The organism is Streptomyces sp. NPDC046909, assembly GCF_040644695.1.
Classification (GTDB): Bacteria; Actinomycetota; Actinomycetes; order Streptomycetales; family Streptomycetaceae; genus Streptomyces.
This window is the reverse complement of the sequence record NZ_JBEYXC010000010.1, coordinates 148,594-163,650: the sequence shown is the minus strand read 5'-3', so window position 1 is coordinate 163,650 and position 15,057 is coordinate 148,594. Positions and strand designations below refer to the sequence as shown.

Genomic DNA, 15,057 nt, shown 5'->3' with positions numbered 1-15,057 from the left:
CCCCCTCGGTCGTTCGCGGCCTTCGGCTAGGCCGCCTGTTCAGCGGTGGCCGGCGTCCGGGCGTCCTTGGCCCGCAGCAGCTCCTGGCGCATGGGGTCCTTGGCCCACCAGGTGTGCTTGCCGGGCTTGCGGGCCTCGTAGCCCAGCTGCCAGACGGTGCTCCAGCAGATGATCTCCTTGACCTTCGCACCCAAACGGCCGCCGATGTACTGCTTCTTGGCGATGTCGTCCTTGGTGGCGACCTGGAAGATGCCGAAACGGCGGCCCAGGCTGATGCAGGTACCGGCGAACCCGACGCTCACGGGCGCGGGCCGCGTCCCGGCGAGCCGGGCGAGTACGGTCTCGGCGGCCTGCGGGCCCAGCTGGACCGCCGACTGGCAGCCCATCCGGAACGGCAGGTCCGAGGGCGCCGCCGAGTCCCCGGCCGCGACGATGCGCTCGTCGTCGACGCTGGTGAGCGTCTCGTCGGTGAGGAGCCGCCCCAGGGCGTCGGTGCTCAGCCCGCTGCGCAGCGCGAGATCCGGCACCCCGAACCCGGCGGTCCAGATGGTCACCTCGCTCGGCAGCTCACGCCCGTCGGCGAGCCGGACGGCGTCACGGGTCACCGCGGCGACCTTGGTGCCGGGTCCGTCGAGCACGGTCACCCCGAGCCGGGCCAGCCGCCCGGCGACCGAGGCCCGGCCGCGCGGGTGCAGCGTGGGACCGAGGTCCCCGCCGCACACGAGGGTCACCGTGCGCCCCCGCTCGGCCAGTTCGGCGGCGGTCTCGATCCCGCTCGGGCCGCCTCCGACGACCGTCACCGGCGCGGCGGCGGGCGCGGCGTCGAGGACCGGCCGCAGCCGCTCCGCCTCCTCCACGCTGGTGATCGGGTAGGCGAACTCGGCCGCGCCGGGCACGGTCGGGTCGGCACTGCCGCTCCCCACGGCGTACACGAGGTAGTCGTAGCGAAGCGTGCCCCCGGCTCCCAGCCGCACGGCGCGCCCGTCCGCGTCGATCCGGGTCACGGTGTCGACGACCAGCCCGACGCCCTTGGCCAGCACCTTGCCGTAGTCCACGACCGCGTCGCGGGTCCCGGCGATCTGCTGGTGCAGCCGGATCCGCTCGACGAAGACGGGGCGGGGGTTGATCAGGGTGACGGTGACGTCGGCGCGCTGGGTCAGCCGGTTCGCCGCCATGACTCCGGCGTATCCGCCGCCGATGACGATGACTTCGGTGTTCCGGTTCATGGTGTCTCCTCGGTCGTTTCCGTCGTTCTCGGGGGTTCGGCCACAAGACACCGGGGGCGTGACGACCGTGACAGGATGTGACTCAGATCACTCCACGGGGGTTCCGGGGAGTTCCCGGAGCTTCGCCGCCAGCAGCTCCCGCTCCCGCCCGTTCCGCGCCAGCCCCGCCGCCCGCTCGAACTCCGCGCGCGCCTCCGCCGTACGCCCGAGGCGGGCCAGCAGGTCGCCGCGGACGCTGGGGAGCAGGTGGTAGTCGCGCAAGGCGGGCTCGGCGGCGAGCGTGTCGACGATCTCCAGAGCCGCCGCCGGGCCCTCCGCCATCGACACGGCGACCGCGCGGTTCAGCTCGACGACCGGGGAGGGGGCACGGGCGGCGAGCAGGCCGTAGAGGGTGGCGATGCTCGTCCAGTCGGTCTCCTCGTAGGTGTACGCGTGCGCGTGGCAGGCGGCGATGGTGGCCTGGAGGGCGTACGGGCCGGGCGCGCCGGTGGCGGTGGCGTCCGCGCGGCCGAGGGCCTTGATGCCGCGGGCGATGAGCATGCGGTTCCAGCGACGGCGGTTCTGGTCTTTGAGGAGTACGGGGACGCCGTCGGGGCCGGTGCGGGCGGCGGTACGGGAAGCCTGGAACTCCAGGAGGGAGGTCAGCGCGTGCACCTCCGGTTCCTTCGGCATCAGCCCGGACAGCACACGGGCCAGCCGGAGGGCGTCCTCGCACAGGCCCGGGCGCAGCCAGTCGTCACCGGCGGTGGCGGCGTAACCCTCGTTGAAGATCAGGTAGATGACGTCGAGTACGTCGCTGAGGCGGGCCTCACGGTCCGGGCCGTACGGCACTTCGAAGGCGACGTTCTTGGTGGCGAGGGTGCGCTTGGCCCGGACGATGCGCTGGGCGATGGTCGGCTCGGGGGTGAGGAACGCGCGGGCGATCTCGGGGGTGGTGAGGCCGCCGAGGAGGCGCAGGGTGAGGGCGATTCGGGCCTCGGGGGACAGCACCGGGTGGCATGTCGTGAAGACCAGGCGGAGCAGATCGTCGTCGATGTCCTCCGGGTCGGCGGGCTCCTCGGGCGGCGCGGTCGTCGTCTCCAGGTCGCGGCCGATCTCCTGGAGCTTGCGGGCGTAGTTCTCCCGCCGCCGCACCAGATCGACGGCCCGCCGCCGCGCGGTCGTCATGAGCCAGGCACCCGGGTTGTCGGGGACCCCGTCGCGGGGCCACTGCTCCAGGGCGGCTACGAGGGCGTCCTGGGCGAGTTCCTCGGCGATGCCGATGTCACGGACGATGCGGGTGACGGCGGCGACGATGCGGGGGGATTCGAGGCGGAAGACGGTGTCGATGGCGTGGCGTGCGTCGGCGGTGCCGTTGCCGTTGGAGGGCTGTGGGGTCACAGCCCTCCATGCAACACCTCGTGCAGATGTATGGCCAGGGAGATCAGCCTCAGCCCTCCGCGATCTCCCGCACCTCGCAGGTCACGGTCCAGTACTCCTCGTGCACCTGAAGGAACCGCTTGGTCCACTCCAGCGCCTCGGCCCGGTCCTTGCACTGCATGATCGCGTACCCGCCGACGACCTCCTTGGCCTCGGTGAAGGGCCCGTCGGTGACGGAGATCTTCCCGCCCTCCCAACGCACCCGGGTGCCCTGCGCGGACGGGGTCAGACCGGCGGTGTCCAGCATGACGCCGGCCTTGGTGATCTCCTCGATCAGCTCGCCCATCCGCTGCATCAGCTCGGGGCTGGGGCCCTCGGCGGGGGCGGTGGACTCGTCGATCTGCACGAGGGAGAGGTAGCGGGGCATGGTGACTCCTCGGGTTCCGGGTGCCGGATTCAGGGGCCGGGTCTTTCCGGCCTCTCAACCATGCGTCGATCGGGGGGCGGGGGGATCGACACGCACGCCGGAATTTCCCGAAGATTTCTTTCCGGCACCGTTTCCGCAGGTCAGCGACGCCGTCAGTCGACGAAGTCCTTGAGCTTCGCCGTCTCCAGCGTGATCCCGACCGGATCCGGCAGCTCGATCACCGCCCCGAGGGCTCGGGTGGTGAGGGAGCGGTAGACACCGTCTTCGGGATCGGCGCAGACGGTCACGCTGACCGCGTCACGGTCGATGAGGAGATGGACAGGGATGCCCGCGGCCGCGTATCCGTCCGGCTTCGCGATGCGGTTGCGCATGACCTCGACCACCATCAGGACATCGTCAGGTTCGGACCACTCACCCCTGTCGGCGAAATGCCCCTCGGACGCGAGCACGCCGTCCGGCCTCGCCCGCCCGTTGCGGCATGTTTCAACCTTGAGTCCCTGCCCGGGATAGAGGAACAGCTCAGGGCGGTGTTGCAGGCACCGCTTGAGCAGCCACATCAGGATCGATCCGTGATTCCCGTCCGGCGCGGGTCTGACCCCGAGCTTTCCGTTCAGGAACTCCAGACGCACCGACTCGGGTGCAAGACGGGCGAGTTCCTCGAACTACTCGACGAGCATCTGGGGCCGGTCGGCCCTCCTGCAAGTCATGCGCCTGCTCCTCCCTCTGTACGACGTCCAGCGCGCAGGGCGTCACGCAGCCGCCCGGCGTGGGCGTGCACCCGGTCGGCGTCGAGGCCGGGCCGCCCACCCCGGCAGCCCGCGCACAGCCCGCCGCGCATACCGCCACCGTGCTCGCCCTCGCCCTCGCCCGGCTCGCCGCACGCCGTGCACAGGACCTCGTAGCGAACGGGCTGCGCGGGCTCCGGCTCGGGCGGCAGCTTCTCCACCAGCCGGGCGCGCACGAAGCCGAACGCATACTCCACTCGCTTCGGAAGCCCCGACGCCACCGCCTGCACCAACTGCGCCTCACTCGCCCCCCGCGCGAACCATTCCGCCGCGCTCTCCTCCAACGCCCCGCACTCCCCCGCCGAGAGCGTCAGCCGTGCGTCGATCCGCCCGAGCCGGGCGAGCACGCCGAACGCCGCCGAACGCACCGTTTCCGGCGAGGGCTTGGTGACCGGTGCCTCACCGGCGAGGAAGGTGTCCCACCAGACGTCGTCGCGAGCGGTACGGGAGAAGAAGGTGTGCCAGACCCAGCGGGGACAGCCATCGACGGTGACGGGACGGCGTACGCGGCGTAGATGCCCGGCGGCGGAGAGGTTGTTGAGGGCGGTACCGATGGCGCATTGGCCGTATGAGACATGCTTGGCCAGCGTCTTCACGCTGATGTCCGCCCCGTCGTCGAGCCGGTCGATGTACGTGGCGATCGACGCCTCGCGGGAGGGAAGGTGGGCGAAGTCCCGTCCGCTGCGGGGCTCCTGGTCCGGTGCGGACTTCTTTCCGTACCCGGGATTGGCCTTGGGGTGGGCGGACGGGCGCGGGGCAGCACTAAGCTGGGCGATAGCCATGGATCGAGTCGCTTTCGATCAGTTGGTGAGACCCCCGCGTGGTGTTCCCGCACCCACGGGGGTCGATGCTTTTCGAGGCGCACGCTACACGCTCGCCACGCTCCGCCGCGACCCGATCACGAAAAGTCATCTCGCCTGGCCAGCAAGGTGACTTGGGAGGGTGGGTGGGTTGTGCCGCCCACCCATTCCTTGCAAAAGGGTCTCGAATCCCGACCCCCGAAGCTCAAGCCCCGACGTGCGCGACGAACTCCGTCCAGGCGCGGGCGGGAACCGTCAACTCGGGGGTGTCGCTCCGAAGGTTGAGCTTCGAGTCACGGACGTGGACGGTGCGGGGACGGAGGGCGACCTCGACACAATCACCGCCCTCGGTGTTGCTGTAGCTCGACTTGAACCAGACGAGTTGATCGCTCACCAGCTATCGGCCTCCCTCTTGATGAACTCCGCCGACTCCTCGGTACTGAGGGCCTGCATGCGAATCATGCTAATTCGCCGCGAGAGCCTTCCGACGGTCTCCGGATCGGAGTACAGCGCGCTGAACGTCTGCCCTTCCTCGAAGGCATACTGCTCGTGATCCGCCGTCTCCAGCACCACGAATGGACCGCCGAGTCCGACGTGCGCACCCCTGCTGATCGGCAACACCTGGATGTCGACGTTACGCAACGCACCCAACTCCAGCAGCAGTTCGCACTGCCCCCGCATCACCTCGGGTCCGCCCACCTCCCGCCGCAGCGCGATCTCGTCGACCACGAACGCGAAGTACGAAGGCGGCTTGCGGAACAGCAACTGCCGCCGCTCCACGCGGGCCGCCGTCCGGACCTCGATCGTCTCCTCGTCCAGCGGCGGATAGTGGGCGCTCAGCATCGCCCTGGCGAAGTCCTCGGACTGGAGCAGGCCCGGGACGAGCATCCCCTGATACGACTGCAAGGCGATCGCCCGCGCCTCGCAGTCCATGAACTCCCGTGCGCGCGGCGGGTATTTCTCCGGCTCCAGGTACTGGGCCGCCGCCTTCAGCTTGCCCCGTGCGCCGAACATCTCGTCCCCGAGCGCGAGCAGTCTCGTCGGCAGTCTGCGCACCCCGCGCTCGAACGAAGTGATCGTGTCCGGCGAGTAGTTGGACTCCGCGCCCACCTGCTCGCGGCTGATCCCGGCCTCCTGTCGCCACATCTTGAACTGGTTCCCGCAGTACCGCCAAGCGATCGGCACCTGCTCCCCCAACGACCCCACCTCCACCTGGGCACACCACGCTGTGTACATCGACGGTCACTTTGAGGTTACGGCAGGTGACTGACGTCCCACAGGCGAATGGCACCCTCAACTCCACTGAGGGCCAGCCGCCATGGTGTTGCGACCGCTGCCGGTCAGCCCTACGCGGCGGCAACGACGACGGCCACCGGAACTGTGACCGCCCGGACCCGATGGCGCCCTATGAAGTGGTGTAGCTGGGCCAGGCCCCGGAACGCGCAGGTACCTGCCCGGGGCATGCATCCTTTGACTGCGCATACCCCCTGCGCAGGGGCAGACCATCGCGCAAGTCTCCCTGGTGAACGACCAGTTCAACCGGAGGAGCACGCGATGGCCTTGTCCCAGCCTGAGCTACTACCCGTCACCGCGGGAACGTCACCGGCGGATTGACCGGACCCTGTTCGCAGTGGTGGTGAAGCCCTATATATGCATAGCGTGTCCACCCGGAGCAATGAACTTGAAATCGCACACATTCGGCAAACCGACTGGGAAAAGGAATTCGCTACTGAACGCCATAGTACTCATCGAGACGCTCGGGCCAGTCAGCGTTGTCCAGACCGGCATAGAAAAGCAAGTCACGCCAGTCCTGTTCCATGACCCGCAAAGCATACAAGAAACGATCGACATTTCCCGATGCGACGATGATCACGGCCGTCAGAACCCGATCCGTCGCCGCCCCCTCTTGACCAAAAACCCTCAACTCCTCACTTTCAAGGAGAGATTGAACGGCCTCCGCTTCCCCTTCAAATTCTTGTCGTATTTTCGAGATCAGACGTTGACTCAGCGCCATCGTACCCTCATCAAGGAGATTGATCGGCCAATGCCGACCGTTTGCAGTTTTCCAATTACGCCTTCAACCCACTTGTAATTCTCAGCAAGATTCCACACCGGGCCTGTACGGTTCTTGACGTAGAGGGATTCTGAGAAGTCCCGTTCAGGGCAGGTGAGTTAGTGATGTTTCTCAGCGAAATACGATTCGGGGTCCAGTCGTTGACAGACATGAAGCCCCTGGTAGGACGGCTGTCACCACAAGATCGTCCGCTGAACCAGAGGCTTCACGTTGGTCACCTATGCTGCCGCGCTCGATGTCCCGCGCCACATCATGGTCCACCTCTCCCGGCTGCTTGCCGCGCAGCGCCGTCGTCTCAACACCCCGCGCGGATCGCGCGCCTTGAGCACCTTTCGACAGGCGGTCTTGGTGCTGCGCTGGTTCCATCAGCGGAGCTGCGTGCGCTGCCTGGCCAGGGATGCCGGTGTTTCGCAGGCCACCGCCTACCGCTACCTCCACGATGGCATCGACGTCCTCGCGGCTCAAGCGCCGGACCTGTGCGCGGTGTTGGACCGCTGCCGCGGCGAGGAGATGAGTCACGTGATCCTCGACGGCATGCTCGTCGAGAGTGATCGCGTCGCAGGTACCCGGGACAACGGCAACGACCTGTGGTTCAGCTTCGGCGGGAACATCCAGTTCCTGTCAGCCCCGGACGGCACCCCACTGTGGGTGTCCGATGTCGAGCCGGGCTCCACCCCGGACATCACCGCCGCCCGGCGGCACGTCCTACCCAAGTTGTACAACGCGGCTGCCGACGGCCTGTCCACCCTGGCCGACAAGGGATACATCGGCGCCGGCATCGGCATCCACGTCCCGGTCCGCCGCCCGAAAGGCAAGTCGGAACGAGCTCGATGCCGACACTCGCGCCGCCCTCGTCCTCAACGGCCGGTGGAAGTGATCTTCATTGAGAAGACCTCAGTGGCCATGTGGAAAAGGCTCTTTGACCTCAACCCGAGTTCAAGCTCAGCCGATCAACGCCTACGAAAATCTTGGGAGACCCAACTTCAGGACAGTCCCGCCACTGGCACTCGCACCACTGTGGGATCACAACAGGTCGCCGGCATCCCAGATGCGGACCGTGCCGTCATCGCTGCCGGAGGCGAGCCAATTGCCGTCGAGGCTGAAGTCGAGGGCGAGGACTGGGGCGTTGTGGCCGGTGAGTTTCCTGCCCTTCCGCGCTTCCGGTATCGCATCGGTGTGCCAGAGCTGGATGTCGCCGCCGTAGAGGTCGCCCACGGCGAGGAGAGGTTCGGTGGGGTGGAAGGCGCCGGTCGTCCCCAAGGCGCCGAGGCTCACCGGGCGTCCCCAGCCGGTGCCTTGGCGCCGCCACAGTTCCGCGCGCTCGAAACCGAACAAGGCGAAGGCGTCGTCGTGGGAGGCGGCGCAGAGGGAGGCGTCCGAAAGGTCTTCGTCCTTCTCCCACAGGGTCGGGCGCGGCAAGTCCTCCTTGACGGTGCTGAAACGTGGTGGCGGACAGCGCCGCAGGACGGCCGAGGCATCCAGCGTGGCGAGGCTGCCGTCGCGCAGGAAGGCCATGTCGACGATGTCGTCCTGGGTGCCGTCACCGTCGGGAACCGGCTCAGGCAGGCGGGTGACCGCGCCCGAACCGGACACCTTCCACAGCGCGACCGTCGAGCCCAGGGCGCCCGCCAGCAGATCCCCATGGAAGGCCACAAGAGCGTCCGCATACTCTCCTTGGTCCTTCCGCAACACGTTGAGGCGGGCGAGCGACAGGGGCGGGTGGAGGTCCCACAACCCGACGCCCCTCCCCGAGAGATCGTTCATCGCCAGGAACCTTCCGGTACTGGAGAAGGCCAGCGACGGCGCGGGGTAGTAGTCACCTTCAGCACGCAGCAGCACCGGCGCGCTGTGTTGGTCCGCCCCGTCCGCCAGCCACACGCCCCCGGGCTCCAGTTCGTACGCGACCTGCCAGCCCTGTCGCGGCCGCATCGCCACCGCCACCACCGGCCGCTTCCCCGGCACCGCCAGGGTCGCCACGCTCCTGTCCCGCCGTCTGCTGAGCCCCCAGGCCGCGCCCGCGACCACGACACCGGCTCCCGCCGCCAGCACTGCCCGCCGCCGGACCTCCGCCCGCCGTGCCGCCTCCCGTCCCCGCTCCTCCAGATACGTCGCCTCCCCGGCCAGCGTCTCCTGCAGCCGGATGTGCCGGAACTGGTAGACGCCACCGGCCTGTCGCAGCAGTTCCCGGCGCCGGGCGTCGGCAAGGAACGCCATGAGACGCCAGGGCAGTTGACCACGGGCGGCGAGGTACACGCGCGCCACCACGAACCGTGGCCAGGCCCGCCCGGTCAGGACGAGGAGGGCGAAGAACGTACCCGGGAGCAACACGGCGATCCCCACCGCCGTCTGCCAGTCGCTGAAGACACCCGTGACCGTCCGCCAGCGGTCCCCGGCCAGCACGCTGACGTCGGGACGGCCCGGCCAGCCGGTCCATCGGGTCAGCAGGCGCAGCAGGAAGTCCCCGGCCACGACCCCGACGTACCATCCGAGCAGCCCCGTCAGCGCCACCACCGCGCCCGCGAGCCCCGCACTCGCCAGCGCCGAACGCCGGTCCTGCACCAGCGACTTGCGCGGACCGACCTGGGTCGCGCGGGAGGGCGGGGCGTCCAGCCAGTTGTGCGCGGCGAGGGCCAGGCCGGCGACCACCGCGAGGGCCGCGGAGACAGTGACGTCCTCGACGTACAACTCGACGGCGCGAGGCGTGCCCCGGCCGCCGGGATCGGCGACGACCCGGACGGCCGTGACGCCGAGAACCACCGGTCCCGCGGTCAGAAGAGCCACGGCCGCGCCACTGCGGAAGCCGCGCAGCAGCCGGTCGGCGGAGCCGCGCACCGACCAGGCGAGCCGACCGGGCGGCCTGGCCTCGGAGGCGTACCAGACAAGGGAATTCAGCAGTGCGAAGATCCCGCCGATACCGATCGCGATGATGAGAGCCGGGCTCCGGCTGTCCGGACCGATGCTCCCCGTCGCCGTCATCCACCCGGCGGCGACAGCGATGAGCACCACGGCGAGAGCCAGTCCCATCACCGGCCCCGCCCACCGCGACAACAACCGCCCGCTCAACAACCACCAAGCCAGATCCCGCTCCCGCCGATCATGCAGATAGCACGCCAGAAACGTCAGCCACCGCCGAGCCTCCCCCGCGCTCCACCGCTCCCGCCCCTCCCCCACCGCCCCCTCCGGCAGCCGCGGATCCCGTGCGTACGCCGCGTCGACCAGGCCGTTGATGAGGTGGTCCTCCACCGCGTACGCCGAGTCGAAGCGTTCGGTGTCCAACAGCTCCCCGGGGTCACCGCCGCCCCGCTCGTACACCAGCCGTGCGGACGTCACCATCAGCGGTGTCGAGAGGGCCTGGGCCAGGGGGCCGCACGGGTCGGTGCGGAGGTGGGTGAAGAGCGGTCTCCAGGACGTCGGTCTCGGCCAGTCCACCGCGTCCAGGTAGCCGATCACGTCCCCCGCCGGCACCGGCGAGATCTCCACCACCGCCGCCCGCCGCAGCGTCGGCGCCCCGCCCCGGATCAGCTCCTCGTACTCCGCCGCCCGGCATGTCACCACCACCGGTCGCTCACCGCCGATGGCGTGGTTGATGCCCTTGATCGCGCTGCGGCGGGCGGACTCGGGAATCTCGTCCAGGCCGTCCAGTACGGGGAGCAGCAGGCCGTGGGTCAGGAGCGTGCGGGGGATGTCGGCTCGGCCGTTGTAGTACGGCTGGGCGAGTGTCCGGACAATCCAGTCGTCGAGGCGTTCCCGGACCGGGTCCCAGGAGGAGACCGGGAGAAGGACCGGGAGGGGGTCGCCCTGGGCTCGGGCCCGCAGCAGGCCCAGCGTCAGGAGCATCGCCAGGACCGTTTTCCCTGAGCCCGGCTCGCCTATCGCCACCAGGCGGTGGTTCGGGACCTGGGACCAGCCCTCGGCGAGGCGGGCGGTGACCTCGTCGAAGCGGCCGTCGAGGCGGCCGTCCAGGCGCATGCGTACGACGTTGCGCGGCACGTCCGCCACGTCCCGGCCGGTCGTCGTCCACGTCAGCGGCAGCACCCGCGGGTCCCTCAACTGGCGTGCCTCCGCCTCCTCCAGCCACTGTTCGCACAGGCGCAGGGCCAGGTCGTCGGCGAGGGCGGCGGGGTCGGGAGGGGCGGGGTCCGGGCGGAAGAAGTCCGCGAGTGCCAGGAGCAGCGAAGCCAGGCCCACGAACAGGCCCGCGATCGTGGCCACGTCCGCCGTCACGTCCGGGTCCAGCCAGATCCACACCGCCAGGCCGAGGGACATCGCCGCGACGGCGGCCAGCACCGTGCCGCGGATCAGTCGGTTGCTTGTACGCCGTTCGGGCCGTAACAACACAACTCCATTGTTCCCCGGGCTACTTGAGAGCTGAACCGAAGTGCGCCCCCTCGTTCGGCGCCCCCACCGACTTCGCGTCGAGCGTCAGTACCGCGTCAGGCCCCGCCCCCTCCGTCACCACTCCCTCCGGCCCGCCCCGCAGCACATACGCCCGCCCGTCCCCGTCGTCCTCCCGCCACGCGCCCACGGACAGGTCGCCGAAGCCGTTGCCGTCGAGGTCGAGGACGCGCAGGCCGACGCCGAAGTGGTCGTAGTCCTCCACCCCGCCCGGGACGCCAGGGGTGTCCTCGGTGATGCGCTGGGCGCCGGTCCCGGTCAGGCCGCCGAGGCCGCCCCGGAGGATCACGACGGCGCCCGAGGTGTCCTCGGGTTCGGCTCCCTCCCGCTCCTCGCCGAACACGCCCAGCGCCACCTCCGCCATACCGTCGCCCGTGATGTCACCGACGGCCACGGAGGCGATGGAGTGCTTGTCGAGCATCGCCTCCGCCGGTGTCCCCCGGACCGCCTCGTCGATGGACGTCCAGGTGGAGCGGGGCGAAGGGCCGTCCGCCGTGCCGAACGCGATCGTGCCGAGGCCGCCGCCCTCGCCCTCGCCGTCGCCCGTACTCCTGCTGCTGACGAAGTCGAGGTATCCGTCGCCGTTGATGTCGCCCTGGGCGGTACCCGCCCGGAAGAACCCGGCGGACGCCTTGGTGAACCCCGACTTCGCACCGAGGTAGAGCGGGTAGCAGAAGTGGTGGTCGCTGTCGCCCGCACCGCAGTCGCCGCTCAGGGTGAGGTCGTCGCGGCCGTCGGCGTTCAGGTCCCCGGCCGCGCCGCTGTAGACGTCGAACCTCTTGAGCTTGTCCGGGAAGCCGGTCTCGCGAGCCGGGATGCCGGAGCGGGAGATCGGGCCGTACCAGACCTTGCCCGTGCTGCCGAAGGGCGCGTCGTCGACCGCGAACTGGCTCGACCGGAACAGGGCCAGGTCCAGCTCGCCGTCGCCGTCGAAGTCGCCCGGCACGGGGGTGTTGCCGGGGACGGACGTGGCGCCCGCGGTGGTGAGCCCGCCTGGGCCGCCCCACACGACGACCGCGTCCTGTGTCTTCCAGGTGCCCCCGAGCACGAGGTCCGCGTAGCCGTCGCCGTCCAGGTCGCCCTTGAACGGCGCGGAGCCGAAGCGCTCCGACTCCCCCGGCTGCCCCGGAATCCCCTCCGTACCACGGCTGATGACGACGGTCCGGCCGGACATGGCCGGACCGTCCGGGCCACCGTAGAGGACCGCCACATAGCCCGCGTCGCGCTCGGTGACGTCCGCGAAAGGCGCGGTGATCACCAGATCCCGGTACCCGTCCCCGTCGAAGTCGTCCCGCACCGGCCCCGCCCGGACGCTGTCACCCGGGAGGTCGTCCGGCACCCCTCCCAGCACGAGCAGCCCCGCCGTCAGCGGCGCGGCCCACGGCACGTACGAACGCAAGGAGAACACCGGCAGACCCCCAGACCCCCAGACCTCCACGCGAGCTACTTCAGCTCCCGCCCGAACCCCGCCTTCACATACGGCGCCCCCACCGTCTTCCCCCCGAACGTGAACGCCGCGTCCGTCACCACCCCCGTGGGCCGGCCCCGCAGCGACCACACCGCGCCCGCGCCCGCGTTCTCGTACGTCGCCGCGGCCGCCAGGTCGGCGTACCCGTTGCCGTTGATGTCGAGGAGGCGGACCGAGCCGCCGAAGCTGTCGCTGGTCTCCACGGCGCCGGGGACTCCGGCGGTGTTCTGGCTGAAGGCCTGGGCGCCCTTGCCGGTGAGGCCGTTCCGGCTGCCGTACAGGACGTCGACGACACCCGCGCCGTCGTTGTAGCCCAGTTCCTCCCCCGGTGCTCCCACGGCCACGTCCTCGTAGCCGTCGCCGTTGATGTCGCCGACGGACACGGAGGAGCCGAAGTAGTCCACGGTCTCCCGGCCGCCGGGGACTCCGGGGGTGTTCTGGCTGTACGTCTTCCACGTGGACGCGGGGGAGAGGCCGCCGGCCGAGCCGAGGGCCACGGTGATCGTCGACTTGTTCTGATCGCCCCGCACGAAGTCGCCGTAGCCGTCGCCGTTGACGTCACCGAAGGCCGCCCCGCCTTCGCTCTCGGGGGCGGTGTCGGTGGCGGACGTGAAGGCATCACCGGTGGCGGCGGGCCGGTAGAACTTCGAGCCGTAGCCGCCGTCGCCGTAGTAGATGCTCACCGCGAGTTCGTCGCGTCCGTCGCCGTCCACGTCCCCGGCGGCGCTGCCCACCACGTCGTAGTACGTGAGGTCGGTCGGGCCGAAGGGCTTCGTCGCGGCGGGGCTGCCGGAGCGGGAGAGCGGGCCGGTCCAGACGGTGGCCTTCGTGCCGAAGGGGTCGTCCATGCCCGAGCGGCCGCCGCGGAAGAGGACGAGGTCCTGCTTGCCGTCGCCGTCGAAGTCGCCGGTCTGCGTGCTCGCGGCGGGGACGGACGTACCGCCGGACAGGCCGTTCGCGCCGCCCCAGACCACGACCGCGTCGGTGCGCGTGGAGGTGTGTCCGATGACGAGGTCGGTGCGTCCGTCGCCGTCCAGGTCGCCCTTGGAGAGCTGGATGCCGAAGGCCTCGCCGAGGGCGGGGCTGCCCGGAATGCCGGTGGTGGCGCGGCTGATGACGGTGCGTCTGGCCTTGGTGAGGCCGTGCGGTCCGCCGTACATGACGACGACGTAGCCCGCTCCGCTCTGCCCGCCCACCGTGGCGTTCGGGGCGCCGACGGCGAGGTCCTGGTAGCCGTCCCCGTCGAAGTCGTCACGGGCCGGCGCCGGCGTGGCCGCCCCCGCGGTCGCCGTGAGGGCCGGGATCCCGCCCAGCGCGAGCGCGCCCGCCACGAGTGGCACGGACCAGTGCTTGTACGAACGGCGGGTGGACATCAGGAAACCCCCTCATTACGGCAACCATTACGGCAGCGCGGTCACCGCAACAGACACCCTGGGACTCCCGAAAGTTGTAGCGCTCAGCGCAACGACTCCCACAGCTCGCTCGCCTCGGGCTCGTTCGCCACCACCCGGTTGGCGTCCGAGGGGGCCGTCACCACGGGCATCATCACCGTCTTGACCTGGTCGGACGACAGCCCCTTCAGGCTCTGGCCGAGGGTCGTCAGCTCGCCGAGCGAGTCGAGGCCGGTGTCGGTGGTGAGGCTGCCGGTGATCGCGTCGGCGACCTTGTAGAGCTTGGTGGGGCTGGTGAGGAGGTCGGTCGCGGCGATCTGCTCCAGCAGGGCCTTCACCAGCTTCTGCTGGAGGCCTATCCGGCCGAGGTCGCTGCCGTCGCCTATGCCGTGCCGGGTGCGGGCGAGCGCGAGGGCCTGCTTGCCGTTCAGGTGGTGGGTGCCGGCCTTCAGCTTCAGGTGGCTGCTGGAATCGTCGATGTCCTCGTCGGTGGTGACCGTGACGCCGCCCAGCGCGTTCACGAGCTTCGCGAAGCCCGAGAAGTCGATCTCGATGTAGTGGTCCATGCGGACGTCCGTGATCGACTCGACGGTCTTCACCGCGCAGACCGGGCCGCCCACCGAGTAGGCGCTGTTGAACATCGCGTTGTACGCCACCGCCGTCGATCCCCCGTCCTCCAGGGGGCAGGACGGACGCGTGACGAGCGTGTCGCGCGGGATGCTGACGACCGTCGCCTCGGTGCGTCCCGCGTCGATGTGCACGACCATCGCCGTGTCGGACCGGGCGCCCGTGCTGCTGCCGCCGCCCAGCGCCTGGTTCTCCTTGCCGCTGCGTGAGTCGGAGCCGAGGACGAGGATGTTCAGGGCCTCGGAGGGCAGGGGCGAGGGGGAGGCCGACGCGGACGCGGACGGGGAGGGCGTCGTCACCGGCTTCGCCGGGCGGTCGTCGCCGAGCGCGCTGTTGATGTCGACGCTCTTGATGTTGTCGTTGAGGTGCCAGTACACCCAGCCGCCCGCCGCGGCGCCCGCCACCAGTACGCCCGCGAGAGTGAGGCCGGCGGCCTTCAGCACACGTGACCGCCGGCCCGCTCTTCTGCCTTCGTCGTCTCCGTTCACGGAGAGGAACGTAAGTC

Annotated in this window: 11 protein-coding genes and 2 pseudogenes; 1 reads left to right on the top strand and 12 read right to left on the bottom strand. The window is 70.0% G+C overall.

Going from position 1 to position 15,057, the window contains the following annotated elements; translation table 11 throughout:
* Positions 1 to 26: 26 nt before the first annotated feature.
* The 8 genes and pseudogenes from ABZ928_RS31345 to ABZ928_RS31310 form a co-directional block, all read right to left on the bottom strand.
* On the bottom strand, positions 27 to 1,226 hold the full coding sequence (locus ABZ928_RS31345; protein ID WP_361526248.1) for an FAD-dependent oxidoreductase: 1,200 nt from the start codon (positions 1,224 to 1,226) through the stop codon (positions 27 to 29).
* Positions 1,227 to 1,313: 87 nt separating this feature from the next.
* The gene (locus ABZ928_RS31340; RefSeq protein ID WP_361526245.1) at positions 1,314 to 2,606 is read right to left on the bottom strand and encodes an RNA polymerase sigma factor; all 1,293 of its coding nucleotides are present in this window, start codon (positions 2,604 to 2,606) and stop codon (positions 1,314 to 1,316) included.
* Positions 2,607 to 2,655: 49 nt separating this feature from the next.
* The gene (locus ABZ928_RS31335) at positions 2,656 to 3,012 is read right to left on the bottom strand and encodes a YciI family protein (protein WP_361526242.1); all 357 of its coding nucleotides are present in this window, start codon (positions 3,010 to 3,012) and stop codon (positions 2,656 to 2,658) included.
* Between the two features lie 152 nt (positions 3,013 to 3,164).
* Positions 3,165 to 3,719, bottom strand: a pseudogene (locus tag ABZ928_RS31330) (Uma2 family endonuclease).
* Entirely contained in the window at positions 3,716 to 4,579 is an 864-nt protein-coding gene (locus ABZ928_RS31325; RefSeq protein WP_361526239.1) for a hypothetical protein, read from the bottom strand. The pseudogene ABZ928_RS31330 and the gene ABZ928_RS31325 overlap by 4 nt, the downstream one beginning before the upstream one ends.
* Before the next feature lie 223 nt (positions 4,580 to 4,802).
* On the bottom strand, positions 4,803 to 4,991 hold the full coding sequence (locus ABZ928_RS31320) for a DUF397 domain-containing protein (RefSeq protein ID WP_361526236.1): 189 nt from the start codon (positions 4,989 to 4,991) through the stop codon (positions 4,803 to 4,805).
* Entirely contained in the window at positions 4,988 to 5,833 is an 846-nt protein-coding gene (locus ABZ928_RS31315; RefSeq protein ID WP_361526233.1) for a helix-turn-helix transcriptional regulator, read from the bottom strand. Before ABZ928_RS31315 ends, ABZ928_RS31320 begins: the two co-directional genes overlap by 4 nt.
* A 490-nt stretch (positions 5,834 to 6,323) precedes the next feature.
* Positions 6,324 to 6,611: a hypothetical protein gene (locus ABZ928_RS31310; RefSeq protein WP_361526230.1), complete on the bottom strand. Its 288-nt coding sequence runs from the start codon at positions 6,609 to 6,611 to the stop codon at positions 6,324 to 6,326.
* A 312-nt stretch (positions 6,612 to 6,923) separates the two neighbouring features.
* Between ABZ928_RS31310 and ABZ928_RS31305 the strand changes: the two are divergent.
* Positions 6,924 to 7,478 (top strand): annotated as a pseudogene (locus ABZ928_RS31305) (transposase family protein); the annotation flags it as partial.
* Between the two features lie 216 nt (positions 7,479 to 7,694).
* Here the strand turns inward: ABZ928_RS31305 and ABZ928_RS31300 are convergent.
* The 4 genes from ABZ928_RS31300 to ABZ928_RS31285 all read right to left on the bottom strand — a co-directional run bounded on the left by ABZ928_RS31300 (position 7,695) and on the right by ABZ928_RS31285 (position 15,040).
* Positions 7,695 to 11,006, bottom strand: coding sequence for an NACHT domain-containing protein (locus ABZ928_RS31300; protein WP_361526227.1), 3,312 nt, complete (start codon positions 11,004 to 11,006; stop codon positions 7,695 to 7,697).
* Positions 11,007 to 11,028: 22 nt separating this feature from the next.
* Entirely contained in the window at positions 11,029 to 12,474 is a 1,446-nt protein-coding gene (locus ABZ928_RS31295; protein ID WP_361526224.1) for an FG-GAP-like repeat-containing protein, read from the bottom strand.
* A 35-nt stretch (positions 12,475 to 12,509) separates the two neighbouring features.
* Positions 12,510 to 13,907, bottom strand: coding sequence for an FG-GAP-like repeat-containing protein (locus ABZ928_RS31290; protein WP_361526221.1), 1,398 nt, complete (start codon positions 13,905 to 13,907; stop codon positions 12,510 to 12,512).
* A gap of 83 nt (positions 13,908 to 13,990) precedes the next feature.
* Positions 13,991 to 15,040 carry an LCP family protein gene (locus ABZ928_RS31285; RefSeq protein WP_361526218.1) on the bottom strand — a complete coding sequence of 350 codons (1,050 nt, stop codon included), beginning with the start codon at positions 15,038 to 15,040 and terminating at the stop codon, positions 13,991 to 13,993.
* Positions 15,041 to 15,057 lie beyond the last annotated feature (17 nt).